Below are 23,909 nucleotides of genomic sequence, written 5' to 3'. Positions count from 1 at the left end.
CCTCAGTCGAAGATATCGAAGATGCTGTCGCGCTTCTTTTTCTTGTAGCGATAGTCGTCGTCGCGATGCCGGTCGTCGCGGTATTTGTCGCTCCGGTAGCCACGATCGTCGCGATACGGCTGCGACGCCCCGCCGCCCCACGGTTGGGGCTGAGGGTGAGCATGAGGCTGGGCATAGGGCTGAGGCGGCGGCGCATAGGCCTGCGGCGCGGGCGCGACCGGGGCCGTGGCGCGGCCCTCCTCGACGGCGGCGGCCATCAGCTTTTCCAGCTCGCCGCGATCCAGCCAGACACCCCGACACTCGGGACACATGTCGAACTGGACGCCGTTGCGCTCCAGCGTCTGCATGGCGGCGTTGTCGTTGGGGCACATCAGAAGAGGCATGTCGGGCTCCGATCGAAAAAGAATGGGCGGTCGATGCGACAGGCCAGGAGGGGAAAGCTTCGCCGCATCGACACGCCCTTGCGGTCCGACATCGCGTCGCACGACCCGGCGCAAGGAAGGGGGACGCCGGACCGCGAGAACGCCAGAGGGGCCCGTTCCGCCTCTTCAAGCTAGGCGCCGTCGCCGGCCGCCGCCATGCGTCGCGGGGCCGCAGGGACTTCGACCGCCCCTGCCATCCTATCGGCGATGACGATTGCGCGCCTTTACCAAGGGTTACGACCGACCAACGACCCTTTGCCTGTCATGGTCGTAAACCGTGTTAGAATGGCGCCCCGGTCTTTGACATCTTCGCGCGCCGCCAGAACCCGCGCTTAATTAGACAGATTAGACGAATTAGACGGTGTTTTTTGTCAGCGGACCCGCCGGCCGATGTGCACGGATTGCACTCGAAAATTCTAGCAGACCTGCCCGGCGGCCCAGCCCGACGACCAGGCCCACTGGAAGTTATAACCGCCCAGCCAGCCGGTCACGTCCACCGCCTCTCCTATGAAATACAGCCCCGGGACCGCCTTGGCCTGCATCGTCTGCTGGTCCAGCGCGGCCGTATCGACCCCGCCCAACGTCACCTCGGCGGTCCTGTAACCTTCGGATCCCACAGGCTTGACCGCCCAACCGTTGACCGCCTGATCCAGCCGCCGCAGCACCTTGTCCGACAGGTCCGCCAGATTGCCCGCCGCCCCTTCGCGCTGGCACAGGCTCTCGGCCAGACGACGCGGCACGATATGGCCCAGCGCTGTATGCACCGCCTGTTTGCCGTTCGACGCCTTAGCCGCCTTCAACTCCTCGAACACGTCGCGGCCGGGCGCCATCGAGGCCACCACCGCCTCGCCCTCGCGCCAGTAGGAGCTGATCTGCAAGATGGCCGGACCCGACAGGCCGCGGTGGGTGAACAGCATGGCCTCATCAAAGCTGGCCTTGCGCGCCTTGGCCCCTTCGGGCGCCGAGGCGACCGAGGCGTCGACCGCCACCCCCGCCAGCGGCGTCAGCGTCTCAAGCAGCCCGGCCTCGAAGGTCAGCGGCACCAGCGCCGGTCGGGTCTCGGTGACGCGAATATCGAACTGGCGCGCCACCTCATAGGCCCAGCCGGTCGCCCCCATTTTGGGGATCGACTTGCCGCCCGTCGCCACGACCAACGACGTCGCCGTGACCTGCGATCCGTCCGACAGGATTGCGGTAAAGCCGTCGCCGGATCGCGCGATCCGCGACACCCCGGTCTTCAGGCTCAGGGTCACGTCCGCCGCCGCCATGTCGTCGGTCAGCATACGGACGATCTGCTTGGCGCTGTCATCGCAGAACAGCTGGCCCAGCGTCTTCTCGTGCCAGGCGATCCCGGCCCTGTCGATCCGCTTGACGAAGTCGTGCTGGGTGTAGCGGCGTAGAGCCGAGGTCGCGAACCGGGGGTTCTCGCCCAGAAAGTTCGCCGGTCCGCAGCCCAGATTGGTGAAGTTGCAGCGCCCGCCGCCCGAGATGCGGATCTTCTCGCCCGGTCGGTCGGCATGGTCCACGACCCTGACCCGCCGCCCGCGTCGCCCGGCCTCGATGGCGGCCATCATCCCGGCCGCGCCGGCCCCGACCACCAGGACGTCGACGAGGGCGTCCGAAGACGCCCTTGTCACTGGGAACCTCGCGGTTCCAGCCTCGGGGAGAGCTTAGTAACGGTAGTGATCCGCCTTGAACGGGCCTTCGACCGGCACGTTGATGTAGTCGGCCTGGTCCTTGGTCAGGACGGTCAGCTTGGCGCCCAGCTTGGCCAGGTGCAGCATGGCGACCTTCTCGTCCAGGTGCTTGGGCAGGGTGTAGACCTTGTTCTCGTACTTGTCGGCGTTGGTCCACAGTTCGATCTGGGCCAGCGTCTGGTTGGTGAAGGACGCCGACATCACGAAGGACGGGTGGCCCGTGGCGTTGCCCAGGTTCACCAGGCGGCCTTCCGACAGCAGGATGATCTTCTTGCCGTCCGGGAACTCGACGTGGTGGACCTGCGGCTTGATCTCGTCCCACTTGAAGTTCTTCAGGCCGGCGACCTGAATCTCGGAGTCGAAGTGGCCGATGTTGCAGACGATGGCGTTGTTCTTCATCTGCCGCATGTGGTCGACGGTGATGACGTCCTTGTTGCCGGTCGTCGTCACATAGATGTCGGCGCGGCCGGCGGTGTCGTCCAGCGTCTGGACCTCATAGCCTTCCATCGCGGCCTGCAGGGCGCAGATCGGGTCGATCTCGGTCACGATCACGCGGGCGCCGCCCTGGCGCAGCGAGGCGGCCGAGCCCTTGCCCACGTCGCCGTAGCCGCAGACCACCGCGACCTTGCCCGACAGCATGACGTCGGTGCCGCGACGGATCGCGTCGACGAGCGATTCCCGGCAGCCGTACAGGTTGTCGAACTTGGACTTGGTGACGCTGTCGTTGACGTTGATGGCGGGGAAGGGCAGCTCGCCCTTTTCGGCCATCTGGTACAGGCGGTGAACGCCCGTGGTGGTCTCTTCCGACACGCCGCCGATGGCGTCGCGGATGGCCGAATAGAAGCCCGGCTTCTCAGCCAGATAGCGCTTCATGACCTTGAAGAGAGCCTCTTCTTCTTCGTTCTGGGGATTGGCCAGAACCGAGATGTCCTTCTCGGCCTTCGGACCCAGCACGCACAGCAGGGTCGCGTCGCCGCCGTCGTCCAGGATGAGATTCGGATAGCCGCCGTCGGCCCATTCGAAGATCTTGTGGGCGTAGTCCCAGTATTCTTCCAGCGTCTCGCCCTTGGTGGCGAAGACCGGCGTGCCGTTGGCGGCGATGGCGGCGGCGGCGTGGTCCTGGGTCGAGAAGATGTTGCACGAGGCCCAGCGCACTTCGGCGCCCAGGGCTTCCAGCGTCTGGATCAGGACCGCCGTCTGGATCGTCATGTGCAGGCTGCCGGCGATGCGGGCGCCCTTCAGCGGCTGGCTGGCGCCGAACTCGTCACGCAGGGACATCAGGCCCGGCATTTCGGTTTCGGCGATCTCGATTTCCTTGTTGCCCCAATCGGCCAGGGTGATGTCGCGAACGATGTAGTCGGTCATGGCTTGGGCTCCCGGCCGCAATGAGTTTGGGCCCTCATAGCCCGGCGCGCGTCGAGTATCAACAAACACATAAAGATATCCTTATGCGATCCAGGCTCAGCAGTTTCTTAAATCCTGGCCGGTAGAGACCTCACCATGGAACGCCGCGCTCTTCTCGGTCTCGCCGTCGTCGCGACGGCCGCCTCAACCTCCGCCCGCGCTTCGAGCGGCGGCGCGGCGCCGTCGGCCGACACCTATATCCGGCTGCCAGTAATCACCGCCTCAATCCTTCAGGCGAACGGACGTCGGGGCGTGCTGACCATCGAAACCGGCGTCGATGTGCCCGATGCGACCCTTCGCACCCGCGCACAGCAGTCCGCCCCGCGCCTGCGCGCCGCCTACAACACCGCCGCCCAGCGCTTCGCCAACGGCCTGCGTCCCGGCGTCGTGCCAGACATCGACCAGCTGTCGGCCCAGCTGCAGGCGGCGACCAACGCCACCTTGGGCCGCCCCGGCGCCCGCCTGCTGCTCGGCACCGTCATGGCGGTCTGAACTCCCGCCTCTAGAGGAACGAGTAGGGGTCCACGTCCACCGTCAGGCGGACCGACCCCGGCACCTTCACCCGCTGAAGCCAGGCTCTCAAAAAGGCCTGGAGGTTCACATCCCGGTCGGCCCGCACCAGCAGCCGCTTGCGCCGCCTCCCCCGCACCAGGGCCAGCGGTGCATCGGCCGGGCCATAGACCTCCAGCCGCTCGGCGTTGGGAATGGCCTGGGCCAGGTCGTTCGCCGCCTTCTCGACGGCGGCCGCATTCTCGCTGGACAGGATGATCGCCGCCAGCCGGCCATAGGGCGGCAGGGACGCCGCCTCGCGTTCGGCCATCTCGGCTTCCACGAAGGAGTCACGATCACCGGCTGCCAGCGCCATCAGCACCGGGTGCTCGGGCGTCCAGGTCTGAAGCAGCGCCCGCCCCGGCCGATCCGCACGCCCTGCTCGCCCGGTCGCCTGGGCCAAAAGTTGATAGGTCCGCTCAGCCGCGCGCAGGTCGCCGCCGCGTAGCCCCAGGTCCGCATCCACCACGCCCACCAACGTCAGGCGCGGGAAGTTGTGGCCCTTGGCTGCGGCCTGGGTCGCCACCAAAATGTCGATCTCGCCGTCCGTCATCTTCTGGATCAGCGCGCGGGCCGACCGGGCGTCGGGCGCGGTGTCGGAGCTGAAGACCGCCGTGCGCGCCTCGGGGAACAGTTGGCGCACCTCTTCCTCGACCCGCTCGACCCCCGGCCCCACCGAGACCAGCGAATCCTCGGCCCCGCACGAGGGACACAGTTTGGGTCTTGCCATTGAGAAGCCGGTCAGGTGACAAACCAGCCGCCCGGTATAGCGATGCTCGACCAGCCAGCTGTCGGTGTCCGGCGCCGTCAGCCGATGGCCGCAGGCGCGACACAGGACCACCGGGGCATAGCCGCGCCGGTTCAGGAACAGCAGGGTCTGCTCGCCCCGCAGCAAGGTTTCGCCGATGGCCAGGCGCAGAGGCTGCGACAGCCAGGTCTGCGGGTCGGGTGTGTTCTGACGGAGGTCCAGCAGGGCGATGTCCGGCAGGACCGCCGTTCCGTGCCGCGCGCCCAGCTTCAGCCAGTCGTAGCGCCCGCTCTGCGCGTTCCACAGCGTCTCCAGCGACGGCGTCGCCGAGGCCAGGACCACGGCCGCCCCCTCGATCCGCGCCCGCGCCACGGCCAGGTCGCGGCCGTGATAGACCAGGCCTTCCTCCTGTTTGAACGAGCCGTCATGCTCCTCGTCCACGACGATTAGGCGGAGGTTCACGAACGGCAGGAACAGGGCCGAGCGCGCCCCGACCACGATGTTGCAGCGCCCGGCGACCACCGCCTCCCACACCTGGCGACGGCGCGGCGGGGCGACGCCGGAATGCCATTCGGCCGGGGCGGCGCCGAACCGCGCCGTGATCCGCTCGATCAGGGCCTGGGTCAGAGCGATCTCGGGCAGCAGTATGAGGATTTGCGCGGCCGGATCGGCCCGCAGCACCCGCGCGATCGCTTCCAGATAGGCCTCGGTCTTGCCCGATCCCGTCACCCCATCCAGGAGGAAGGGGCGGAAGCCGCCACCCGCCACGCCATCCGCCATCGCCGTCGCCGTCGCCGCCTGGTCGCCGTTCAACGCGGCGGGCGCATGGTCGGGGTCGGGCCGGTCGAACGCCGCCTCGGCCGCGATCTCGATGATCTCCAGCACGCCCTCATCGATCAGGCCCTTGACCACGCCCGATGACACGCCCGCCGCCCGCGCCAGGTCGGCCGGCGGCATGGCGCGATCGCCCAGGGTCTCCAGCACGCCCGTCCGGGCCGGGGTGGCGCGCGACGGTGACCGCTCGCCCAGGCGTCGCACCCGGCGTTCCGGCCGGGGTCGAGGCGCGCGCAAGCCCTTCAACGCCGTCGCCGCCATCTCGCCCGGCGCCGACAGTGTCCAGCGTCCGGCCCATTCCACAAAATCCATGACGCCCGCCGGCAAGGGCGGATCGTCCAACACGCTGTCGATCGCCTTCAGCCGCCGGTTTGAGCCTGTGGTCTCGAACACCTCGGACACCACGCCCCGGATCAGGCGCGGCCCCAGCGGCACGGCGACCTGATCGCCCCGCGCCAAATCTCCGTGGGCCAGGCTCAGCGCCTCGGGAACCTCGTAGTCGAAGGCCTCCGGCACCGGCAGGGGAATGAGGACCGAGGCGACTTTCACCGAACTGCGCCCTCGGCTATGAAGCCGCCCATGAAACTCTTTCTCGATACCGCCGACGTCGCCGTCATCAAGGACATGGTCCCCACCGGAATGGTGGATGGCGTCACCACCAATCCGTCGCTGATCGCCAAGTCGGGTCGGAACATCGCCGAGGTCATCGCCGAAATCTGCGCCCTGGTCGAGGGGCCGATTTCCGCCGAGGCCGTCTCGCTTGATTTCGAGACCATGGTCAAGGAAGGCGACAAGCTGGCCGCCATCGCTCCGAACGTGGTCGTGAAACTGCCCCTGACCTGGGATGGCCTGCGCGCCTGCCGCGTCTTCACCGACAAGGGGATCAAGACCAACGTCACCCTGTGCTTCTCGGCCGCCCAAGCCCTGCTGGCCGCCAAGGCCGGCGCCACCTTCGTGTCGCCTTTCGTCGGACGTCTGGAAGACAACGGCGCCGACGGCATCGGCCTGCTGGAAGAAATCCGCGTCCTGTATGACGTGCATGGGTTCGACACCCAGATCCTGGCCGCATCCCTGCGCAACGTCGCCCATGTGGCCGCCGCCGCCGTCGCCGGATCGGACGCCGCCACCTTCGGCGCCGACACCTTCAAGGCCCTGGTGAACCACCCGTTAACCGACAAGGGTCTTGATGCCTTCGTGGCGGACTGGGCCAAGACCGGTCAGTCGATTCTGTAGCATTCACGTCCCGGAGAGGTCTGTTTGAGCGGCTCATTGGACCTTTTCGAAACGTCGGAATCGGACGTAACGCCCCATATCGGCGACGGCCTGCACTGGCCCAACGTGCGCGGCTGGCTTCAGACCCATCCCCAGACCCTGCTGGACGACCGGTCCCTGCTGGAAGAGATCGGTCTGCGTCCGCACGGCCGCAACGTGGTCGAGTTCGGCGCCGCCGCCCTGACGCGGCTGGAGGCCGTGGTCGAGCGCGAGACCGGCGCCCGGCGCGAGATCGAACTGATCGCCCGCGCCAACTTCGCCGCCCAGACCCAGACGCACGTCGCGACCCTGGACCTGATGGAGGCCAAGAACCATTCCGACCTGGCCCGGCGTCTGGACGCGGCGGCGCAGGGACGGTTCGGGTTAGCCGGCGCCGCCATCGCCCTGGAAAAACCCGGCGGCGTGCCCTTCGGCTGGCGCGCCCTGGAAGAGGGCGACGTCGACAACCTGCTGGGCGAGCACGGCCTGACCTGGCTGGGTCCGATGATCCCGGGACTGAACTTCTTCGGCGCAAGCGAGGATCAGGTGCGGTCCATCGCCCTGGTCCGCATGGCTCCGCACCTGACGCCGGGCGGACCGCCGCGCCCCTGCATCTGCGCCTTCGGCTCGCCCGAGCCCGAAGGTTTCACCCCCAACATGGGCTGCGAACTGGCCGCCTTCCTGGCGCGGGTGACGGAGCGGATGGCCGAGCGATGGCCGGTATTGAACTGACCGCCTCCGACGCCCTGCGCGCCTGGCTCGATCACCTGGCGCACGAACGTCGGCTGTCGCCGCGCACGCTGGAGGCCTATGGCCACATCGGCCGGCTCTATGTCGCCTTCCTCGAACACCATCGCGGCGAGGCGCTGTCGCTGAAAGACATGGGGACGATCACCGCCGCCGAGGTCCGCGCCCACATGGCCGAGCGGCGCTCAGGCGATCACCCGCTGGCAGCCCGGTCGCTGAGCCAGAGCCTGTCGGCCATTCGCGGTTTTCACGCTTTCCTCGACCGGCGGTTGGACACGCCCGCCCCGCAGCTGGCCCTGGTGCGCGGTCCCAAGGTCAAGCCGTCCTTGCCCCGGCCGGTGACCGAAGATCAGGCGCGCGGCCTGCTGGCCGAACCGGACGCCGATCCCGACGCCGAACCGTGGGAGGCCGCGCGTGACCGGGCCGTCCTGATCCTCCTCTACGGGTGCGGCTTGCGGATCTCCGAGGCCATGTCACTGACCCGCGCCGATGCGCCGCTGGGCGAAACCCTGCGTATCGTCGGCAAGGGGTCAAAGACGCGGATCGCGCCGATCCTGCCCGCCGTGCGCACCGCAGTGGACGCCTATCTGGCTCTATTGCCCTTCCCGGTCCAGCCTGCCGACGCTCTGTTCCGCGCGCGCCGCGGCGGCCCCTTGAGCCCCCGTCACGTCCAGGCCTCGGTCCAGCGGCTGCGCGGCCGGCTAGGTCTGCCGGAGCGCACTACGCCTCACGCCCTACGCCACAGTTTCGCGACCCACCTGCTGGGCGCCGGGGCCGACCTGCGGTCGATTCAGGAACTGCTGGGCCACGCCAGCCTGTCGACGACCCAGAAATACACCGGCGTCGATGCGGATCGCCTTTTGAACGCCTATGCGGCCGCCCATCCCCGCTCCTAGCGACGCGGCGCGGGCGGAGCCGGTGGCACGCCGACGTCGGGCTGGGCCGGCATCAGGTTTCGACCCAGCGCCCGTTGATCCGGCACGGCGTAGCTGATCGGCAGGGGACAGTTGTTCTGGTCGCGCCGATCCAGCAGCAGATAGCGCCGGACCTGTCCGTCATCGAGCGATCGATCCAGCGTCATGGCGCCGACGCCGCTTTGCCGAGCCTGCATCAGCGGATCGCCACAACGCTGCGTGGCCTCCCTTGGTGCGGAAACAACGACAAGATCACGGCTGGTAATCGCGCTGGAAGACGCCGCCGCGGGGTCGGACAGGGCCAGCATAAGCAAGGTCAGCATCGCATCCTCCTGTTTCGGCTGGGACGATACGTCGACAACCCCCGATTGGCCAGACGGCGCCGAACGCCGGGCGGGAAGGCGCAGCCTCGCTGAGACACGACGGACAAGAATATGTCTCAGGCTCTTCGCCAAAAGCGCGTAGCCTGCCCTGCCCTGGCGACGGCCCGAGGAGGACAGGCAAGTGCGGCCAGGGTTTGGCGAAGGATCGAGCGTGAAAACGTCGCGGCGCAAGACGCTGGGCCTGCTGGCGGCTGTTCCGTTTGTGTCCGCCCAGACCGCCGTCCCGGCGGACCCGCCCGATCAGGTCCGGCTCTTGCAAAATCTGCTGACACGGATGGGCGTCGGCGTGCGTCTAAACGAGGGCGTCCAGCAGGTCTTCGTCATCGACACCGGTGCCGAGCGAAGCGCGGTCTCGGCCGAGCTGGCCCAGGCCTTGTCTCTGCCGCCCGGCCGCCCGGTCGTGGTGCACGGGATCACGGCGTCTGAGGTCACGCCGACCGTCGAACTGGCGCAGATCGAGATCGGACGCCGACGCTTCACCGACCTGACCCTGCCGGTCTTTCCGCGCGACGCCCTGGACGCCGACGGCCTGCTGGGGCTGGACCTGCTGTCGCGCTTTCGCCTGACGCTGGACGTCAACGCCCGCCAGGTCGCCCTGTCGCCTTCGGGCTCGACCAGCATCGCGTTGACGACCAGCCCCGACGCCACCCGGCCCCAGCAACAGGACGTGCTGGTCGCCGGTCGTCGCGGCCGATTTGGTCAGTTGATCCTGACACGGATCGAGGTCGCCGGCGTGGAGGTCGCGGCCTTCATCGACAGCGGCGCGCAATATTCGATCGGCAATCTGGCCCTGATGCAGGCGATCAACATCGGCCAGGCCGCCGCCCCGTCCGAGCCTGTGCGCATGGTTGGCATCGTCGGCGGGGCGGTGACGGCCCGCACCGGCACGACGCCCGCCCTGCACATCGCGGGACGATCGCTGGGACCGACCCCGCTGCTGTTCGCCGACCTGCATGTGTTTCAGGTCATGGACCTGATCGACAAGCCGGCCCTGCTGCTGGGCGCCGATATTCTGAGCCGGTTCAGCCGCATCACCCTGGATTACGGCCGCAGCCGCGTAGCCTTCGGCGGTGTGCTGCGCCGTCGTGCGCCCGGCTGATCAGATCGCCTTGATCGCCCCGCCGTCCAGCCGGATCAGCGAGCCGGTGACATAGGCCGCCAGCGGACTGGCCAGGAAGGCGGCGGTGGCGCCGAACTCCTCTGTCGTGCCGATACGGCCGACGGGGATGGATTTGACGGATTCAGCTCGCGCGTCTTGCGGCGTCGTGCCGGTGCGCTCGGCGGTCGCCTGGTCCAGCCTTTCGATCCGCGGCGTATCGATCCGACCAGGCAGCAGGGTGTTGACCGTCACCCCGTCCGGTCCGACCTCATTGGCGAGCGTCTTGGCCCAGGCCGCGACCGAGGCTCGCAGGGTGTTGGACACGCCCAGCGCCGCCGACGGCTCGACCACTGTGATCGAGGCGACGTTCAGGATGCGCCCCCAGCCGGCCGCCCGCATGGCCGGCAGCACCCGGTCCGTCAGGCGGAAGATCGACAGCACCATCGACTCGAAATGATCGCGCCACACCGCCGGCTCAAGCCCCGACACGCCCGACGGCGGCGGCCCCCCGGTGTTGTTCAACAGGATTTCGATGTGCCCGCCCAGCAGATCCTCGGCCCGGTCCGTCGCCTTCAACAGCGCCTCATGGTCCGCCAGGTCCGCTGTAACCACGACCGCCCGGCCAGGCCCGGCCGCATTCAACGCATTTGCCACGGCCTGAAGCTTGCCTTCATCGCGCGACAGCAGGGCGACGTGCGCGCCCTCCGCGACCAGGGCCGTCGCCACGGCGCGGCCAAGGCCGGATGAGCCGCCGCAGATCAGGGCGCGCTTGCCGTTCAGTTTCAGGTCCATGGTTTTCTCCGATCCTGTGTAGCCCCGATATCGGATGCGTGGGTCCCCAGCGCAACGCGGCGTTAACCGAGACGGCGCACCTTCTTTGTCGAGCGGCCGCCTAGACCGCCAGGACAGGCCGGGGAGGGCTCGCCCATGTCGACCAAGATGACGTCCAGCACCCGCCGCCACAGCGACCATTTCGAGCCGCAGGACACCGATCCGCACGAACAGCGTCGCCTGCGCGGGCAGTTGGAGCAGATCGACTACGCCGCCTACGTCGCCAACAAGGAGGTGATCGGTCACGCCCTGACCGGCGTGGACGCCGCATCGCTGCAAAAGCTGGCGGTCATGACCGCCACGGCCCGCGCCAAATGGGTCGCGGAATCGCTGCGCCTGGCCCACTCCGGCTCGGCTGTCACGCCTGACCAGGTCGCCCGCCTGACCGCCGCCCGCACCGCCTACGACGAACTGGCCGAAGCCTACGAGGCGCTGCGCCGGGTCATCGAACGGGGCTACGTCGCGCTGCGGTGATCTGACGAGACCGAGTGTCCGGAACCGGGCGCCTTCATCGTCGTTCTGCGGCCATGAAAATCGCTCGCACCGCTTCCATCGCCCTGATCGTCGGCGCCGCCCTGGCGCTGGGCGCCTGCGCCACCCTGCAACGCGGTCCCGTCGGCAACGCCGCCGTGCCCCAACCCGCCAAGCCGGTCGACCTGAACCGCTACGCCGGTCTTTGGTATGAAATCGGGCGCTACGAGAACGGGTTCGAGCGCGGCTGCGAAGGCGTGACCGCCCAATATACGGTGCGCGATGACGGTCTGGTCGGGGTGCTGAACACCTGCCGCCGGGGCGCGGTCGATGGTCCGGCGAAGACCTCCGAGGGCAAGGCGAAGATCGTCGAGGGCAGCGACAACGCCAAGCTGAAGGTGTCCTTCTTCGGCCCCTTCTACGTCGGCGACTATTGGGTGCTGGACCACGCCGACGACTATTCCTGGTCCATCGTCGGCGAGCCGTCGGGCCGTTACCTCTGGCTGCTCAGCCGCACCGCGCAACCCTCGGCCCAGACACGCGAAACCATCCTGAACCGCACCCGCGCCCTGGGCTACGACCTGACCTTGGTCCGGCCGACCCACCACTGATCGCCCGGCTCACGCCGCCCCGAAGCCAACCCGTCTTCAAGGCTCTTCCATGCGTATTGCAGCGCTTGCCGCCCTGTCCGCCTTTCTGATCTCCGCAGGATCGGCCTCGGCCGAGACGATTTCGACCCATGTCCTGGATTTGGCGCGCGGCGTCGGCGGCCGCGATGTGCCCGTCACCCTGGCGATCAAGGACGGCGACGGCGGCTGGAGACAACTGGCGACGGCGCGCACCGACGAGAACGGCCGCGTCCGCTCGTTCGGCGATCAGGTCACGACGCAGGCCGCGACCTACAAGCTGACGTTCGACATGTCGCAATATGGCGACAAGGACGCCCAGCCCTTCTTCCCCGAGATCGACGTGGTGTTCCAGGTCCGCGACCCGAGCATCCACTACCACGTCCCCGTCGTCGTCAGCCCCTACGGCTACAGCACCTACCGCGGCAACTGAGCCAGGGGCCGCACGGGCGGCTGGTAGCTCGGCTCTGATTGAAAACGCCTGGTGGAGCCGAGGGGAGTCGAACCCCTGACCTCGTCATTGCGAACGACGCGCTCTACCAACTGAGCTACGGCCCCGTTTCCAGCGTGGGATCGGGTTTCACAGGCGTGGCGGACATAGAAGGCGGGCGGGCGTGGTGTCAACGGGCTTGTGCGCGCAAAGCGCGCAGGTCGGACACGGCCGTTGTCGGAGCAGGGGCGAACAGGCTAGAAGCGCCGATCCAAGCAGGAGTTACCGTTCATGGGCTATGCGCTCGTCTGGTTGATCAACACCATCATCAGTCTGATGATCTGGTTCATCATCGCCCAGGCCATTCTGAGCTGGTTGGTGGCGTTCGACGTCGTCAACTATCGCAACCGCTTCGTCTATTCGGTCGGGACCTTCCTGGACCGGGTCACCGCGCCCCTGCTGGAGCCGTTCCGCCGCATCATCCCAAACCTGGGCGGCATCGACATCTCGCCCATCGTGGTGATCCTGCTGCTGCAGTTCATCAGCGTGCTGTTCAACCGCACGGCGGCGCCGGCCCTGATCCAGTTGCTCGGCTGAGGCGACACGGCGGGCGGAAATCTGATGCGAGAGGGTTGATCCGCTCTTGCGCCGCGCGCCTTCCTTTCTAAAGGTGCCCGCCCGACCACTTTCGACCACGGTTCATGACCTCGATCACCACAGTCGCCGTTCTGGGCGCCGGACAGATGGGCGCAGGCATCGCGCAGGCGGTCGCGCTCGGGGGCTATTCGGTTCGCCTTTATGACGTCGTCGCCGACCGGCTGCCGCTGGCGCAGGGCGAGATCGCGGCCAGCCTGGCGCGGCATGTCGGACGCGGTCTGGTCGATCAGGCCGCCGCCGATGCGGCCCTGGCCCGCATCACGACAAGCGACGCAATGGCCGAGGCCGTCGCCGGCGCCGATCTGGTCATCGAGGCGGCGCTGGAAGACGAGGCGGTCAAGAAGGCCATCTATGCGCAGGTGGTGCCGCACCTGGGGCCGCAGACCCTGTTGGCGTCCAACACCTCTTCGATCTCGATCACCCGCCTGGCGTCCTCGACGGACCGGCCGGACCGGTTCGTCGGCCTGCACTTCATGAAGCCGGCGCCGGTGATGAAGCTGGTGGAGATCATCCGCGGCATCGCCACCTCGGCCGAGACCCATTCCGCCGCCGTCGCCTTCGCCGAAAGCCTGGGCAAGACCACCACGGACGCCGAGGATTTTCCCGCCTTCATCGTCAACCGCATCCTGGTGCCGATGATGAACGAGGCCATCTTTGCCCTGTACGAAGGGGTCGGCAACGTCGCCTCGATCGACAAGGCGCTGCGCCTGGGCGCCAATCATCCGATGGGCCCGCTGGAACTGGCCGACTTCATGGGTCTGGATGTCGTCCTGGCCATCATGAACGTGCTGTATGACGGCCTGGCCGACAGCAAATATCGTCCCTGCCCGCTGCTGGTGAAATATGTCGAGGCCGGCTGGCTGGGCAGGAAGAGCGGACGCGGCTTCTATGACTATTCCGGCGCTGCGCCGGCGCCGACGCGATGAGCCGGTTCGAGAGCTATTCCGACCTGCCCGGTCAGGCGACCATCGCCGCGCGGCCCGGACGGACGCCTCGGATTCTGGCCTGTTTGGCCGGCGCGGCCTGGCCGCCCCTGTGGTTGACCCTGCCCTTCTGGCGGCCGCACGCCTATCTGCCGGGTCGCGACATGGACTGGCGGCTGGTGGTGATGCTGATTGGCCTGATCACCGTGCCGCTGGCGCTGTATCGCGTGCTGAACGAGCGCAAGCGCGACGGCCGGCCCGGCACGCGGCTGGGCGTCGTCTGGCGCTTCATGATGTACGGCGGCCTGGCGGCGGCCCTGGTCCAGATCGTCGTCGCCCTGGGCATGAGCGTGATGGGCTGGTTCGAGGCTGGCGACGTCATGCAGGCCCTGGGCGCGACCGAGACCACCCTGCTAATCTTCGGCGTCGGCGGCCTGCCCATCGCCATGATCGTGGGCGTCAGCTACGCCCTGTGGGCCGGGTTGTGCGCCGCCTTCATCGCCTTCGAGGCGCGGCCGGCGGTCAAGGACAGACTCGGCTTGATGCCGAAGGGCTGAGACACAGGGTTGGCGTTTGCGCCTGACGCCTGAGTTCGAGGATTGGGGGATCCGAGAATGACCATGGACGACACGGACAAGGATGCGGCGGAGATGCTGTCGCCCGTCGCGGCGACCTCGCGCATCGCCAGCCTGGACGTCATGCGGGGGCTGGCGGTGCTGGGCATCCTGGCGGTCAATGTCGTCTCGTTCGGCCTGCCGGTCATGGTCTATCAGGACGCCAGCCTGAGCCCGTTTCCGGTCACCGGCGCGAACGCCGTGGCGCGCTGGACGATGGACGTCTTCTTCCATCAGAAGTTCATCACCCTGTTTTCGATGCTGTTCGGGGCCTCGATCTATCTGGTCGGGGGCGAGCGGGGCGATGCGGCGCGTGGCAAACTGCTGCGACGCCGCCTGTTCTGGCTGGCCGTCATCGCCCTGATCCACGGCCTGGCCTTCTGGTATGGCGACGTGCTGCTGCTCTACGCTTGGTCGGGCCTGTTCGTGATGCTGATGCGGTCCATGCGGGCCGGGACATTGATCGGGATCGGCCTGGGCGTGACCCTGTTGCTAGGCGCAATGCAGGCGGGCGCGACCTGGCTGATGGTCGCCGGGCCGCCGGCGATCACCGAGGCGATGAACCAGGGCGGGCCGCATTACACCGCCGCCATGGTGACGGAGTCGATCGCCGCCTATCGCAGCGGCTGGACCGGGGCGATGGGCCAGAACATTCAGAACTGGCTGCTGCTGCAGGGCGCCAGCCTGACGATGTTCGTCTTCTCGACCGTGGCCCTGATGATGCTGGGACTGGGCCTGTTCAAGGCCGGCGTGTTCAGCGGCCGGGCGCCCAACGGGGTCTATGTCGCCTTGATCGGCGTCGGCGGAGCCGTACTGGCCCTGCTGGGCGTGCTGGAATGGCGCGAGGCCTTGGCCCCGGCCGGAACCCACCCGACGCGCGGCCTGGCGGAGGTCGTCGCCTCCTTCCCTGTCTTCGTCACCTTGACCTACGTCAGCCTGATCGTGCTGGCGACGACCCGGGGGCTGGCGTGGATCACGGCGGCGCTGCGGCCGGTAGGGCAGATGGCCTTCACCAACTATCTGACCCAGACCCTGATCATGACGTCGATCTTCTACATGCCGTGGGGTCCGCGTCTGTTCGGACGGGCCGACTATGTGCAGATGTGGGGCCTGGTCCTGGCGGTTTGGGCGCTTCAACTGATCTGGTCGCCGCTGTGGTTGTCGCGGTTCAGCATGGGGCCGCTGGAGTGGGTTTGGCGCTGTCTGACCTACGGCCGTCGCGTGCCGATTTCAAAAGGCGGCTGACGGCGCTTTTATCGCAGGCGCGAAGCGATTAATTGAGGGCCATGGCCGCCCAGGATACTCCCGCCGAAACCTTCAAGCGCGCGCTGGGTCATGCCGCGCGGGCGCTGGCCGAACAGCCCGAGCTGGAGGTGGTGTTCGGGTCAGACGGGCCCAAACTGTCGAACGGCGTCCTGACGCTGCCCCATCCGCCGCGCGACCCATCGGGGCCCGAGAGCGCGTCCTTGCGCGGCCAGGCCGACCGGCTGGCGCTGCGTCTGGCCAATCACGACGCGGCGGTGAACAGCCGGATGCGGCCGGCGGACGCCAAGGCGGCCGAGGTGTTCGACGCGGTCGAACAGGCGCGGGTCGAGGCCTTCGGTTCGGAACATCTGGCCGGGGTGCGCGACAATCTGGGCGCCGCCCTGATCACGCGACTGGAAAAGACCGGCGCCCTGCGGATCAGCGACGCCGACCGCGTGCCCGTGTCCGAGGCCGTGGCCCTGCTTGTCCGCGAGCGGCTGACCGGGCGCCCGCCCCCCGACGGCGCCCGGGCCATGCTGGATCTGGTGCGCGCCAACATCGAGGCCAAGGCCGGCGCCAAGCTGGACGCCTTGGCCGGCACGGCGGGCGATCAGGAAGGCTTTGCGCTGAAGATGCGCGAGGTGCTGCGCGCCCTGGACCTCGACCCCGGCGACGGGCGCGGCGAGGAATCTTCCGAAGATCCCGGCGACGAGGAACCCGATCCCCAGGATCCGGCCGCCGATGACGATCAGGACGAGGAGGAAGAGCAGGACGGCGGCGAAGGCTCCCAGTCGATGGAGGGCGACGCCGATGATCAATCTTCCGAGCAAGAGCGCGAAAGTCGCCCCGAAGGCGCGCCCGCCGATCCCGACGGCGAAGGCGCCGACGATGGCCCGGAACTTCAGGAAGGCCAGCAGCCGAACCGTCAGCAGACGGCCGACGACGGCCGCGCGGTCGATTTCTACCGCGTCTTCACCACTGCCTTCGATGAGGTGGTGGACGCCGCCGACCTGTGTGATCCGGTCGAGCTGGACCGGCTGCGCGCCCTGCTGGACGGCCAGCTGGCCATCCTGTCCAGCGTCGTGTCGCGCCTGGCCAACAAGCTGCAACGCCGCCTGCTGGCGCAGCAGAACCGCTCCTGGGTCTTCGATCTGGAAGAGGGGATGCTGGACACGGCGCGGCTGACCCGGATCGTCACCGACCCGACCGCCCCCCTGTCGTTCAAGGCCGAGAGCGAAAGCCCGTTCCGCGACACGGTCGTAACCCTGCTGCTCGACAACTCCGGCTCGATGCGCGGGCGGCCGATCATGGTGGCGGCGGTCTGCGCCGACATCCTGGCGCGGACGCTGGAACGCTGCGGCGTCAAGGTCGAGATCCTGGGCTTCACCACCCGCGCGTGGAAAGGCGGGCAGAGCCGTGAGGCCTGGATCACCGCCGGCAAGCCCCAAAATCCGGGCCGCCTGAACGACCTGCGCCACATCATCTACAAGGCCGCCGACGCGCCCTGGCGCCGGGCCAAGAAGAACCTGGGCCTGATGATGCGCGAAGGTCTGCTGAAGGAGAATATCGACGGCGAGGCCCTGCAATGGGCCCACGGCCGCCTGCTGGCCCGCACCGAGCAGCGCCGCATCCTGATGGTCATTTCCGACGGTTCGCCGGTGGACGACTCGACCCAATCCGCCAACGCCGCGCTTTATCTGGACAAACACCTGCGCCAGGTGATCGCCGAGATCGAGGATCGCTCGCCCGTCGAACTGCTGGCCATCGGCATCGGCCACGACGTGACCCGCTGGTATCGCAAGGCCCTGACCATCGTGGACGTGGAGCAGTTGGCGGGCGCCATGACCGAGAAGCTGGCCGAACTGTTCGAGAACGAGGGCGCGGCCGGTCCCGCCCGTCGCACCAAGCGAAAGCTGGCGGCATGAGCCGTTTCGGCCGGCTGGCCAGTGTCTGGATCGCCCTGTCGCTGTCGGCCTGCGCCGCCTCGCTGGGCGCGCCGCGTCCCTATCCGTTGTCATCGGACGGCTGGACGCCCCAGGTCGCGGAACTGCGAAGCGTCAGCCTGGGCCTGCCAGGCGGGACGCAGTTGGCCGACGGCGTGACGTTCGCCGGCGGCCTGCAGATCAGCGCGGCCCCGACCTCGCCTCTTCACAGCCTGTCGGACCTGAAGCTGACCGGCGACGGCGGCTTCGTCACGGTATCGGACACCGGCGATCTGGTGCGCGGCGACATTCGCCTGGACGCCCGGGGACGGCTGGTCGGGCTGGATCATTTCCGCTCGCGCCGGCTGACGCTTCAGGACGGCGCCGCGATTTCCGACAAGTCGGACGGCGACGCCGAGGGCTTGGCCATCACCCCCTCCGGTGATCTGCTGGTCAGTTTCGAGCGGCGTCACCGGATCTGGAACTACGGCCCATTATCGGCGCTGCGGACGCGGCCGACGCCAGTGCGGTCGCCCGACTTCGCCTTCACGGAGAACGACGGGATGGAAGGGTTAGCCATTGCGCCCGGCGGCTGGCGCGTCTCTGGCGAGGCCGGCGGCGTCTGGGACTGCGCGGCGGCGAGATGCACGGTCGTGATCGCGCCGCCTGCAACCCCTATCCCCGACAGCGAATACCGCATCACCGGTCTGGATCGCGATCCGTCCGGCGTTGGATGGTTCGTGGTCCAGCGCCTGTACCGGGCGCCCATCGACATGCGCGCGCGCGTGCGCCGCATGACCCCTGACGGAACGCTGGGGCCTGTGCTGATCGAGCTGAAATTGCCCGGCACGACCGACAACTTCGAGGGGATCGCCGCAGAGACGCGCAACGGCAGGACCCGCCTCTACATCCTGTCCGACGACAACTTCAATCCGGCCCAGCGCACCCTGATGCTGGCTTTCGACCTGCGCTAGGCGTCAGGCCGCGCCGGCCCACTGCGTCGGTTGCGAGGTCGATTCATCGGCTTGCAGGGCGCGCACGAAATCATCGCGCCAGATGCCGACATCGGTCGCGCGAACCACATCCATCAAGGCCTCCCATTTTCGGATCCGCTCGGCCAGCGGCATGGTCAGCGCCTTCTGGATGGCGTCCGACAGCTCTTCGCGACTGTAGGGATTGACCAGCAGCGCCTCGCCCATCTGTTCGGCCGCCCCGGCAAAGCGCGACAGGATCAGCACGCCGGGATCGTCCGGATTCTGGGCGCAGACATATTCCTTGGCCACCAGATTCATACCGTCGCGCAACGGCGTCACCAGCCCCACCCGCGCCGCGCGGTAGATGCCCGCCAGTTGATCCCGGCGATAGGTGCGGTTCAGATAACGGATCGGCTGCCAGTCCATGTCGGCGAAGGCGCCGTTGATCCGTCCCGCCAGGGCGTCCAGCCGCGAACGAATGTCCTGATAGCTGTCCACGTCGTCGCGCGAGATGGGCGTGACCTGCAACAGGAAGACCTCGCCCCGCATCGAGGGGTTGTCGTGCAGGAACTGTTCGTAACCCAGCAGCCGCTCTTCCAGCCCCTTGGAATAGTCCAGCCGGTCCACCCCCACGATCATCGAGCGGAAAGCCGAAGACGCCGCCATTCGGTCATAGGTCCGCGCCCCAAGCGCCGAGTTTCGCGCCGCCAGGAACCCGTCCACATCGATGCCGATGGGGAAGACGCCAGTCTGAACCTTGCGACCGAAACACTCCAGCCCGCCGGTCCCGTCCAACTCGCCCTGAGCCTCAGACACCACATAGTCGGTGAACAGATCGCTCCATTCCTGGGTGTGGAAACCGATCAGGTCGAAATCGAACATCGATTCCACCAACCGCCGGTGATGCGGCAGGGTCACCAGCAACTGCCGTGCCGGCCAGGGCGTATGCAGGAAGAAGCCGATCCGGTTGCGCACACCGAGGCGGCGCAGATCCCGCGCCATCGGGATCATGTGATAATCGTGGATCCAGATCATGTCGTCGGGCTGGATCAACGGCGCCAGCGCCTCGGCGAAACGCCGGTTCACCCGCTCATAGCCCTCGCCATAGGAACGCTCGTACTGGGCCAGGTCGATGCGGTGGTGGAACAGCGGCCACAGCGTCTTGTTGGCGTAGCCGTTGTAGTACTCGTCGACGTCCTGCCCCTCTAGGTCGACCAGCCCTACGGTGACGCCGGCCCGGTCCTCGATCTTCACTTCGCCGGTGTAGTGGTCCACCCGCTCGCCCGACCAACCGAACCACAGGCCGTCGTATTTTCTGAGGGCGGCGGACAGGGCCATCGCCAAGCCGCCGGCGGACCCGGCGGCGGGGTCGGTCGGGGCCGAAACCCGGTTCGAAACAACGATCAGGCGGCTCATGACTTCACTTCACACAGCGACCCCAGCCCCGGGGTCCAGACATTAACGCACATCGGTCCAGGAACGGCTCAACAGCACGGCGCAGTTGATGATGCCGACCAGGGAATAGGTCTGCGGATAGTTGCCCCACAGTTCGCCATCGTCGATCGAGATGTCCTCGCTCAGCAGACCTGCGGCCGTCCGTCGGCTCAGCATTTCCTGGAATATGGTGCGGGCTTCCTCGATGCGGCCGTTCTGGTGCAGGGCTTCGATGAACCAGAAGGTGCAGAAGTTGAAGGCGGTCTCCGGCTCGCCGAAGTCGTCCGGCTCCACATAGCGGAACAGGTGGCTGCCCTTCTTCAGGTCGCGCTCGATGGCGTCGAAGGTGGCGACCTGACGCGGATCGTGCGCCTCCAGGAAGCCCAGATCGGTCATCTGCAGCAGGGAGGCATCCAACTCGCGGCCGCCGAAGCTGGCGGCGAACCGGCCCTCGTCGGGCAGATAGGCCTCCGCCTCGATCCGCTGACGGATGATTTGCGCCCGCTCACGCCAGAAGACGGCCCGATCCGGCAGATTCAGATGGTCCGCCGCCTTGGCCAGACGATCGCAGGCGGCCCAGCACATGACGGATGAATAGGTGTGGACCCGCGCAATGGTGCGGAACTCCCACAGGCCCGCGTCGGTCTGATCGTGCATGGCGAAGGCGCGCTCGCCGATCGCCTCCAGCGCGTGGAAATCCTCCAGCGTACCCGGACGCAGGAGCCGTGCGTCATAGAAGGCCTGAACCAGAGGTAGCACGATCTGTCCGTAGACGTCGTGTTGCAGATGTTCGTGCGCCTGATTGCCGATCCGCACCGGCTTCATGCCGCGGTAGCCCTCGACGCTGTCGATGATGCTCTCGCCGATTCCAGGCTCCAGGCCCACGCCATAGACCGGCTGGACATGACCGCCGGCGGAATCGTCGACCAGATTCCTCAGATAGACGAGGTAGTTCTCGAGGATGTCGACCGCACCCAACCGGTTCAGCGCCCGCACCGTGTAATAGGCGTCGCGGATCCAGCAGTAGCGATAGTCCCAGTTGCGCCCGCTCTCCTTGAACTCGGGCACCGAGGTCGTCATGGCCGCGACGATGGCGCCGGTCTCTTCATAGGCGCACAGCTTCAGCGTGATCGCCGCGCGGATCACTGCCTCCTGATAGTCGAGCGGCAGATAGAGTTTGCGCACCCAGTCCTGCCAATAGGCCACCGTGCGATCCAGCGCGCCCTGAACGCCGTGGCCGACATCCTGGTCGTAGCCCTCGTCCGGGCCCAGGAAGAAGGCGTGCGACCGCTCCAGCCGGAACACGCGCTCCTCCAGCACATGCGACACGGGACAATCGGTCGTCAGGCGGAAGGTGACATCGGTGCACATATAGCGGATGTGGTTAGATCCGGAGGTGTGCGGCGCCGGGCGCGCGCCCCAGTCTGTCGAGGGCCGCAACCGCACACGGATGCGCGGCGTCCCCGACAGCGGCCGCACGATGCGCGCAAAGGCCAGCGGGCGATAGGTGCGCGAATGTTTCGGATGACGCGGGGCGAAGTCGATGATCTCGGCTGACGATCCGTCCTCGGCCGTTATGACCGTGCGCAAAACCGGCGTGTTGCGCACATAGGCCTGATCGATCGACTTCACGTCCTCCATCTCGATGGCCCAGAAGCCGTGCTCGGGCTCCATGCCATCCATCAGGGCGGAAAAGACCGGGTCGCCGTCCACGCGCGGCGCGCAGGCCCAGACGAAACGCCCCTGGCGGTCGATCAGGGCGCTGACGCCGCAGTTGCCGATGGGAAACAGATCCAGATTGGGCTTCATCGGTTCAGGCCTTCGCTACGGCTTCAAGCCAGGTGAGCACAGCATCCACATCGTCCAGCCGGTATCGGGCCGCCGTCTCGCGCTCGGGGCCGACCAGCACGCCGTATCCGCCCAGCGCCGCCGCAGCCTCGAACCCATATTCGTCGGTCAGGTCGTCGCCCAGCATGACCGGGACAGCACCCTTGAACGGCGCCTCCTGCATAAAGGCCGTGACGGCCGTGCCCTTGTCGGCGCCGGGCGTCTTCAGCTCCAGCACCATATGACCGGGTTGGAGCGTCAATCCCGTTTCGGCCTGCAGCTCGGCGGCCAAGCCCTTGGCCGCGCCGGCTTCATCCGGCGCCTGCCGATAGTGCAGACCGACGGAGACGACTTTGTCCTCGACGATCACGCCGGGGCGATCGGCGGCGAATTCCTCGAACGCGTCCAGCGCCTGGGCGACGCCGGCGTCGGGCGTCTTGCGTTCAATGGAGCCATCCTTCAGACGCCGCTCCAGGCCATGCACGCCCGAGCCCGAGACAAGGGCATGATCGGAAATGCGGTCGATCTCGGCGATCGTTCGGCCGCTGACGATGGCGACACGGCCTGCAAGTCGCGCCTCAACCGCCTTTAGCGCCGCCGTACGACGGGCGGTCGGCACCACCGCATCGGGGGTCGGCGCCATCGGGGCCAACACGCCGTCCATGTCTAGGAACAGCGCGATCCCGTCGGCGACCACGGGCGGCGTCGGGAGCAATAGCGAAGCGGCTCCGGCATGAGACGGCATTGACGATCAAACTCTTTGTTTTAGTTCCCCGGTCGGCGTAACGCGCCAGAGCGGCAAAGGTTGACCAGAAACCGACAAAGTCGTCTGAAAGGGAGGCGGCGCGCGAAACGCACTCATGGCGGATCGCGCTCGTCAAAGAAGGAGAGCCCGGCTGCGGGCCAGAACACTATGACCGAGATCGCTCACTCGACCCCCGACGACATCGCCGTGATGACCGACCGCGCCCGTGAGGTCATGCGTCTGAACATCGAGGCGCTGGAGGCGCTGGAACGCTCGATCGACGTGTCGATGGCGCGCGCGGTCGATGTCATCATGAGCCGGCCGGGCTATGTCGTCGTCACCGGCATGGGCAAGTCGGGCCATATCGGCGGCAAGATCGCCGCCACACTGGCCTCGACCGGCACCAACGCCTTCTTCGTTCACCCCGCCGAGATGAGCCACGGCGACCTGGGGATGCTGCGTCCCGACGTGACGGTGCTCGCCATCTCCAACTCGGGCGAGAGCCGCGAGCTGCGCGATCCGCTGATCTATTGCCAACGCAACGGCATTCCCGTCATCGCCATCACGCAGCGGCCCGCCAGCTTCCTGGGACGCAACGCAGCGGTCTGCCTGACCATGCCGAAGGTCGCCGAGGCCTGCCCCAATGGCCTGGCGCCCACCACCTCGACCCTGATGACCCTGGCCCTGGGCGATGCCTTGGCCATGGTGCTGATGGATCGCCGCAAGTTCACGGCCATGGACTTCGGCCTGCACCACCCCGGCGGCGCCCTGGGCATGAGCTTGCAAAGCGTGCGCGAATGGATGGGCGACAATGCCGCCGTCCCGGCCAGCGTCCCGTTGAACGCCGGCTTCGGCGACGTGGTGTCGGCCATCACCGAGGGCCGAAAGGGGGCCGTCGCCGTGCTCGACGCCGACGGCGCGCTTGCAGGCATCGTCACCGACGGCGACCTGCGCCGGGCCTTCCAGCGCGACACCACCCATCTTACGGCGGCCGATATCATGGGCGCCAATCCCATCACCGTGGATCCGGATGCGCGCATGAGCGACGTCGTCGATCTGTTGACCGCCAACAAGATCGCCAATCTGTTCGTGGTCGAGGACGGCAAACCCACAGCCATCGTCCATATCGCCGAACTGATGCAGGCCGGCTACGTCGCCTAGA

The 23,909-nt window shown here is 67.5% G+C and carries 24 protein-coding genes and 1 tRNA gene; 15 read left to right on the top strand and 10 right to left on the bottom strand.

Going from position 1 to position 23,909, the window contains the following annotated elements; translation table 11 throughout:
• Positions 1 to 2: 2 nt before the first annotated feature.
• The 3 genes from QRN13_RS01050 to ahcY all read right to left on the bottom strand — a co-directional run bounded on the left by QRN13_RS01050 (position 3) and on the right by ahcY (position 3,484).
• Complete coding sequence (locus QRN13_RS01050) at positions 3 to 383, bottom strand: TFIIB-type zinc ribbon-containing protein (protein ID WP_284876494.1); 381 nt, start codon at positions 381 to 383, stop codon at positions 3 to 5.
• A gap of 455 nt (positions 384 to 838) precedes the next feature.
• A complete protein-coding gene (locus QRN13_RS01045; RefSeq protein ID WP_284876493.1) occupies positions 839 to 2,059 on the bottom strand; it encodes a BaiN/RdsA family NAD(P)/FAD-dependent oxidoreductase in 1,221 nt (406 codons plus the stop codon).
• A gap of 33 nt (positions 2,060 to 2,092) precedes the next feature.
• On the bottom strand, positions 2,093 to 3,484 hold the full coding sequence (ahcY, locus tag QRN13_RS01040) for an adenosylhomocysteinase (RefSeq protein WP_017506126.1): 1,392 nt from the start codon (positions 3,482 to 3,484) through the stop codon (positions 2,093 to 2,095).
• A gap of 135 nt (positions 3,485 to 3,619) precedes the next feature.
• Between ahcY and QRN13_RS01035 the strand changes: the two genes are divergently transcribed.
• Positions 3,620 to 4,015 (top strand): Tat pathway signal protein, encoded by a 396-nt coding sequence (locus QRN13_RS01035; RefSeq protein WP_284876492.1) that lies wholly within the window; start codon positions 3,620 to 3,622, stop codon positions 4,013 to 4,015.
• Between the two features lie 10 nt (positions 4,016 to 4,025).
• Here QRN13_RS01035 and QRN13_RS01030 read toward each other — a convergent pair whose 3' ends face one another.
• The gene (locus tag QRN13_RS01030; protein WP_284876491.1) at positions 4,026 to 6,203 is read right to left on the bottom strand and encodes a primosomal protein N'; all 2,178 of its coding nucleotides are present in this window, start codon (positions 6,201 to 6,203) and stop codon (positions 4,026 to 4,028) included.
• A gap of 30 nt (positions 6,204 to 6,233) precedes the next feature.
• On the opposite strand from QRN13_RS01030, the gene fsa reads away from it, so the two are divergent.
• The 3 genes from fsa to QRN13_RS01015 are packed head-to-tail and all read left to right on the top strand — an operon-like array spanning position 6,234 to position 8,548.
• Positions 6,234 to 6,887 carry a fructose-6-phosphate aldolase gene (gene fsa, locus QRN13_RS01025; RefSeq protein WP_284876490.1) on the top strand — a complete coding sequence of 218 codons (654 nt, stop codon included), beginning with the start codon at positions 6,234 to 6,236 and terminating at the stop codon, positions 6,885 to 6,887.
• Positions 6,888 to 6,923: 36 nt separating this feature from the next.
• Positions 6,924 to 7,637 (top strand): DUF484 family protein, encoded by a 714-nt coding sequence (locus QRN13_RS01020; RefSeq protein WP_284876489.1) that lies wholly within the window; start codon positions 6,924 to 6,926, stop codon positions 7,635 to 7,637.
• Entirely contained in the window at positions 7,619 to 8,548 is a 930-nt protein-coding gene (locus QRN13_RS01015) for a tyrosine recombinase XerC (RefSeq protein WP_284876488.1), read from the top strand. The genes QRN13_RS01020 and QRN13_RS01015 overlap by 19 nt, the downstream gene beginning before the upstream one ends.
• Here the strand turns inward: QRN13_RS01015 and QRN13_RS01010 are convergent.
• Positions 8,545 to 8,889, bottom strand: a complete 345-nt coding sequence (locus tag QRN13_RS01010; protein WP_284876487.1) for a hypothetical protein — start codon at positions 8,887 to 8,889, stop codon at positions 8,545 to 8,547. The genes QRN13_RS01015 and QRN13_RS01010 overlap by 4 nt on opposite strands.
• Before the next feature lie 211 nt (positions 8,890 to 9,100).
• Between QRN13_RS01010 and QRN13_RS01005 the strand changes: the two genes are divergently transcribed.
• Positions 9,101 to 10,048: an aspartyl protease family protein gene (locus tag QRN13_RS01005; protein ID WP_284876486.1), complete on the top strand. Its 948-nt coding sequence runs from the start codon at positions 9,101 to 9,103 to the stop codon at positions 10,046 to 10,048.
• Here QRN13_RS01005 and QRN13_RS01000 read toward each other — a convergent pair whose 3' ends face one another.
• Complete coding sequence (locus tag QRN13_RS01000; RefSeq protein ID WP_284876485.1) at positions 10,049 to 10,840, bottom strand: SDR family oxidoreductase; 792 nt, start codon at positions 10,838 to 10,840, stop codon at positions 10,049 to 10,051.
• Between the two features lie 135 nt (positions 10,841 to 10,975).
• Between QRN13_RS01000 and QRN13_RS00995 the strand changes: the two genes are divergently transcribed.
• Genes QRN13_RS00995 through uraH form a run of 3 tightly spaced genes read left to right on the top strand, consistent with a single transcriptional unit; the run spans position 10,976 to position 12,409 of the window.
• Entirely contained in the window at positions 10,976 to 11,353 is a 378-nt protein-coding gene (locus QRN13_RS00995; RefSeq protein ID WP_066552955.1) for a hypothetical protein, read from the top strand.
• 53 nt (positions 11,354 to 11,406) lie between these two features.
• Positions 11,407 to 11,961 carry a lipocalin family protein gene (locus QRN13_RS00990; protein ID WP_284876484.1) on the top strand — a complete coding sequence of 185 codons (555 nt, stop codon included), beginning with the start codon at positions 11,407 to 11,409 and terminating at the stop codon, positions 11,959 to 11,961.
• Between the two features lie 49 nt (positions 11,962 to 12,010).
• Positions 12,011 to 12,409, top strand: a complete 399-nt coding sequence (uraH, locus tag QRN13_RS00985) for a hydroxyisourate hydrolase (protein WP_284876483.1) — start codon at positions 12,011 to 12,013, stop codon at positions 12,407 to 12,409.
• 49 nt (positions 12,410 to 12,458) lie between these two features.
• On the opposite strand, the gene QRN13_RS00980 is transcribed toward uraH, so the two are convergent.
• Positions 12,459 to 12,534 (bottom strand) — tRNA-Ala (locus QRN13_RS00980).
• Between the two features lie 163 nt (positions 12,535 to 12,697).
• Between QRN13_RS00980 and QRN13_RS00975 the strand changes: the two genes are divergently transcribed.
• The 6 genes from QRN13_RS00975 to QRN13_RS00950 all read left to right on the top strand — a co-directional run bounded on the left by QRN13_RS00975 (position 12,698) and on the right by QRN13_RS00950 (position 18,741).
• On the top strand, positions 12,698 to 13,003 hold the full coding sequence (locus QRN13_RS00975; RefSeq protein WP_017504977.1) for a YggT family protein: 306 nt from the start codon (positions 12,698 to 12,700) through the stop codon (positions 13,001 to 13,003).
• 104 nt (positions 13,004 to 13,107) lie between these two features.
• A complete protein-coding gene (locus tag QRN13_RS00970; protein WP_284876482.1) occupies positions 13,108 to 13,989 on the top strand; it encodes a 3-hydroxybutyryl-CoA dehydrogenase in 882 nt (293 codons plus the stop codon).
• Complete coding sequence (locus QRN13_RS00965; RefSeq protein WP_137720670.1) at positions 13,986 to 14,543, top strand: phthalate transporter; 558 nt, start codon at positions 13,986 to 13,988, stop codon at positions 14,541 to 14,543. The genes QRN13_RS00970 and QRN13_RS00965 overlap by 4 nt, the downstream gene beginning before the upstream one ends.
• A gap of 57 nt (positions 14,544 to 14,600) precedes the next feature.
• A complete protein-coding gene (locus QRN13_RS00960; protein ID WP_284876481.1) occupies positions 14,601 to 15,845 on the top strand; it encodes a DUF418 domain-containing protein in 1,245 nt (414 codons plus the stop codon).
• A 41-nt stretch (positions 15,846 to 15,886) separates the two neighbouring features.
• Positions 15,887 to 17,770 carry a cobaltochelatase subunit CobT gene (gene cobT / locus QRN13_RS00955; protein ID WP_284876479.1) on the top strand — a complete coding sequence of 628 codons (1,884 nt, stop codon included), beginning with the start codon at positions 15,887 to 15,889 and terminating at the stop codon, positions 17,768 to 17,770.
• The gene (locus QRN13_RS00950) at positions 17,767 to 18,741 is read left to right on the top strand and encodes an esterase-like activity of phytase family protein (RefSeq protein WP_284876478.1); all 975 of its coding nucleotides are present in this window, start codon (positions 17,767 to 17,769) and stop codon (positions 18,739 to 18,741) included. The genes cobT and QRN13_RS00950 overlap by 4 nt, the downstream gene beginning before the upstream one ends.
• Before the next feature lie 3 nt (positions 18,742 to 18,744).
• Here the strand turns inward: QRN13_RS00950 and QRN13_RS00945 are convergent, their stop codons facing one another.
• The 3 genes from QRN13_RS00945 to otsB are packed head-to-tail and all read right to left on the bottom strand — an operon-like array spanning position 18,745 to position 22,747.
• Entirely contained in the window at positions 18,745 to 20,157 is a 1,413-nt protein-coding gene (locus tag QRN13_RS00945; protein ID WP_284876477.1) for an alpha,alpha-trehalose-phosphate synthase (UDP-forming), read from the bottom strand.
• Between the two features lie 42 nt (positions 20,158 to 20,199).
• Complete coding sequence (locus QRN13_RS00940; protein WP_284876476.1) at positions 20,200 to 21,984, bottom strand: glycoside hydrolase family 15 protein; 1,785 nt, start codon at positions 21,982 to 21,984, stop codon at positions 20,200 to 20,202.
• A 4-nt stretch (positions 21,985 to 21,988) separates the two neighbouring features.
• Positions 21,989 to 22,747 carry a trehalose-phosphatase gene (gene otsB, locus QRN13_RS00935; protein WP_284876475.1) on the bottom strand — a complete coding sequence of 253 codons (759 nt, stop codon included), beginning with the start codon at positions 22,745 to 22,747 and terminating at the stop codon, positions 21,989 to 21,991.
• Between the two features lie 168 nt (positions 22,748 to 22,915).
• On the opposite strand from otsB, the gene QRN13_RS00930 reads away from it, so the two are divergent.
• The gene (locus tag QRN13_RS00930) at positions 22,916 to 23,908 is read left to right on the top strand and encodes a KpsF/GutQ family sugar-phosphate isomerase (protein ID WP_284876474.1); all 993 of its coding nucleotides are present in this window, start codon (positions 22,916 to 22,918) and stop codon (positions 23,906 to 23,908) included.
• Position 23,909 lies beyond the last annotated feature (1 nt).

The organism is Brevundimonas sp. MEB006b (assembly GCF_030209705.1).
GTDB lineage: Bacteria > Pseudomonadota > Alphaproteobacteria > Caulobacterales > Caulobacteraceae > Brevundimonas.
Note: the sequence above shows the minus strand (reverse complement) of the source record. Positions and strands in the feature narration are given on the sequence as shown.

Bases quoted from the DNA above. Each gene is read 5' to 3' on its own strand.
- QRN13_RS00970 (WP_284876482.1), top strand. From the start codon at position 13,108: ATGACCTCGATCACCACAGTCGCCGTTCTGGGCGCCGGACAGATGGGC.
- QRN13_RS01050 (WP_284876494.1), bottom strand. From the start codon at position 383: ATGCCTCTTCTGATGTGCCCCAACGACAACGCCGCCATGCAGACGCTG.
- QRN13_RS00965 (WP_137720670.1), top strand. From the start codon at position 13,986: ATGAGCCGGTTCGAGAGCTATTCCGACCTGCCCGGTCAGGCGACCATC.
- fsa (WP_284876490.1), top strand. From the start codon at position 6,234: ATGAAACTCTTTCTCGATACCGCCGACGTCGCCGTCATCAAGGACATG.
- QRN13_RS01035 (WP_284876492.1), top strand. From the start codon at position 3,620: ATGGAACGCCGCGCTCTTCTCGGTCTCGCCGTCGTCGCGACGGCCGCC.
- cobT (WP_284876479.1), top strand. From the start codon at position 15,887: ATGGCCGCCCAGGATACTCCCGCCGAAACCTTCAAGCGCGCGCTGGGT.
- QRN13_RS01000 (WP_284876485.1), bottom strand. From the start codon at position 10,840: ATGGACCTGAAACTGAACGGCAAGCGCGCCCTGATCTGCGGCGGCTCA.
- QRN13_RS00945 (WP_284876477.1), bottom strand. From the start codon at position 20,157: ATGAGCCGCCTGATCGTTGTTTCGAACCGGGTTTCGGCCCCGACCGAC.
- QRN13_RS00950 (WP_284876478.1), top strand. From the start codon at position 17,767: ATGAGCCGTTTCGGCCGGCTGGCCAGTGTCTGGATCGCCCTGTCGCTG.
- ahcY (WP_017506126.1), bottom strand. From the start codon at position 3,484: ATGACCGACTACATCGTTCGCGACATCACCCTGGCCGATTGGGGCAAC.
- QRN13_RS00990 (WP_284876484.1), top strand. From the start codon at position 11,407: ATGAAAATCGCTCGCACCGCTTCCATCGCCCTGATCGTCGGCGCCGCC.
- QRN13_RS00940 (WP_284876476.1), bottom strand. From the start codon at position 21,984: ATGAAGCCCAATCTGGATCTGTTTCCCATCGGCAACTGCGGCGTCAGC.
- uraH (WP_284876483.1), top strand. From the start codon at position 12,011: ATGCGTATTGCAGCGCTTGCCGCCCTGTCCGCCTTTCTGATCTCCGCA.
- QRN13_RS00995 (WP_066552955.1), top strand. From the start codon at position 10,976: ATGTCGACCAAGATGACGTCCAGCACCCGCCGCCACAGCGACCATTTC.
- QRN13_RS01015 (WP_284876488.1), top strand. From the start codon at position 7,619: ATGGCCGGTATTGAACTGACCGCCTCCGACGCCCTGCGCGCCTGGCTC.
- otsB (WP_284876475.1), bottom strand. From the start codon at position 22,747: ATGCCGTCTCATGCCGGAGCCGCTTCGCTATTGCTCCCGACGCCGCCC.
- QRN13_RS01010 (WP_284876487.1), bottom strand. From the start codon at position 8,889: ATGCTGACCTTGCTTATGCTGGCCCTGTCCGACCCCGCGGCGGCGTCT.
- QRN13_RS00930 (WP_284876474.1), top strand. From the start codon at position 22,916: ATGACCGAGATCGCTCACTCGACCCCCGACGACATCGCCGTGATGACC.
- QRN13_RS00960 (WP_284876481.1), top strand. From the start codon at position 14,601: ATGACCATGGACGACACGGACAAGGATGCGGCGGAGATGCTGTCGCCC.
- QRN13_RS00975 (WP_017504977.1), top strand. From the start codon at position 12,698: ATGGGCTATGCGCTCGTCTGGTTGATCAACACCATCATCAGTCTGATG.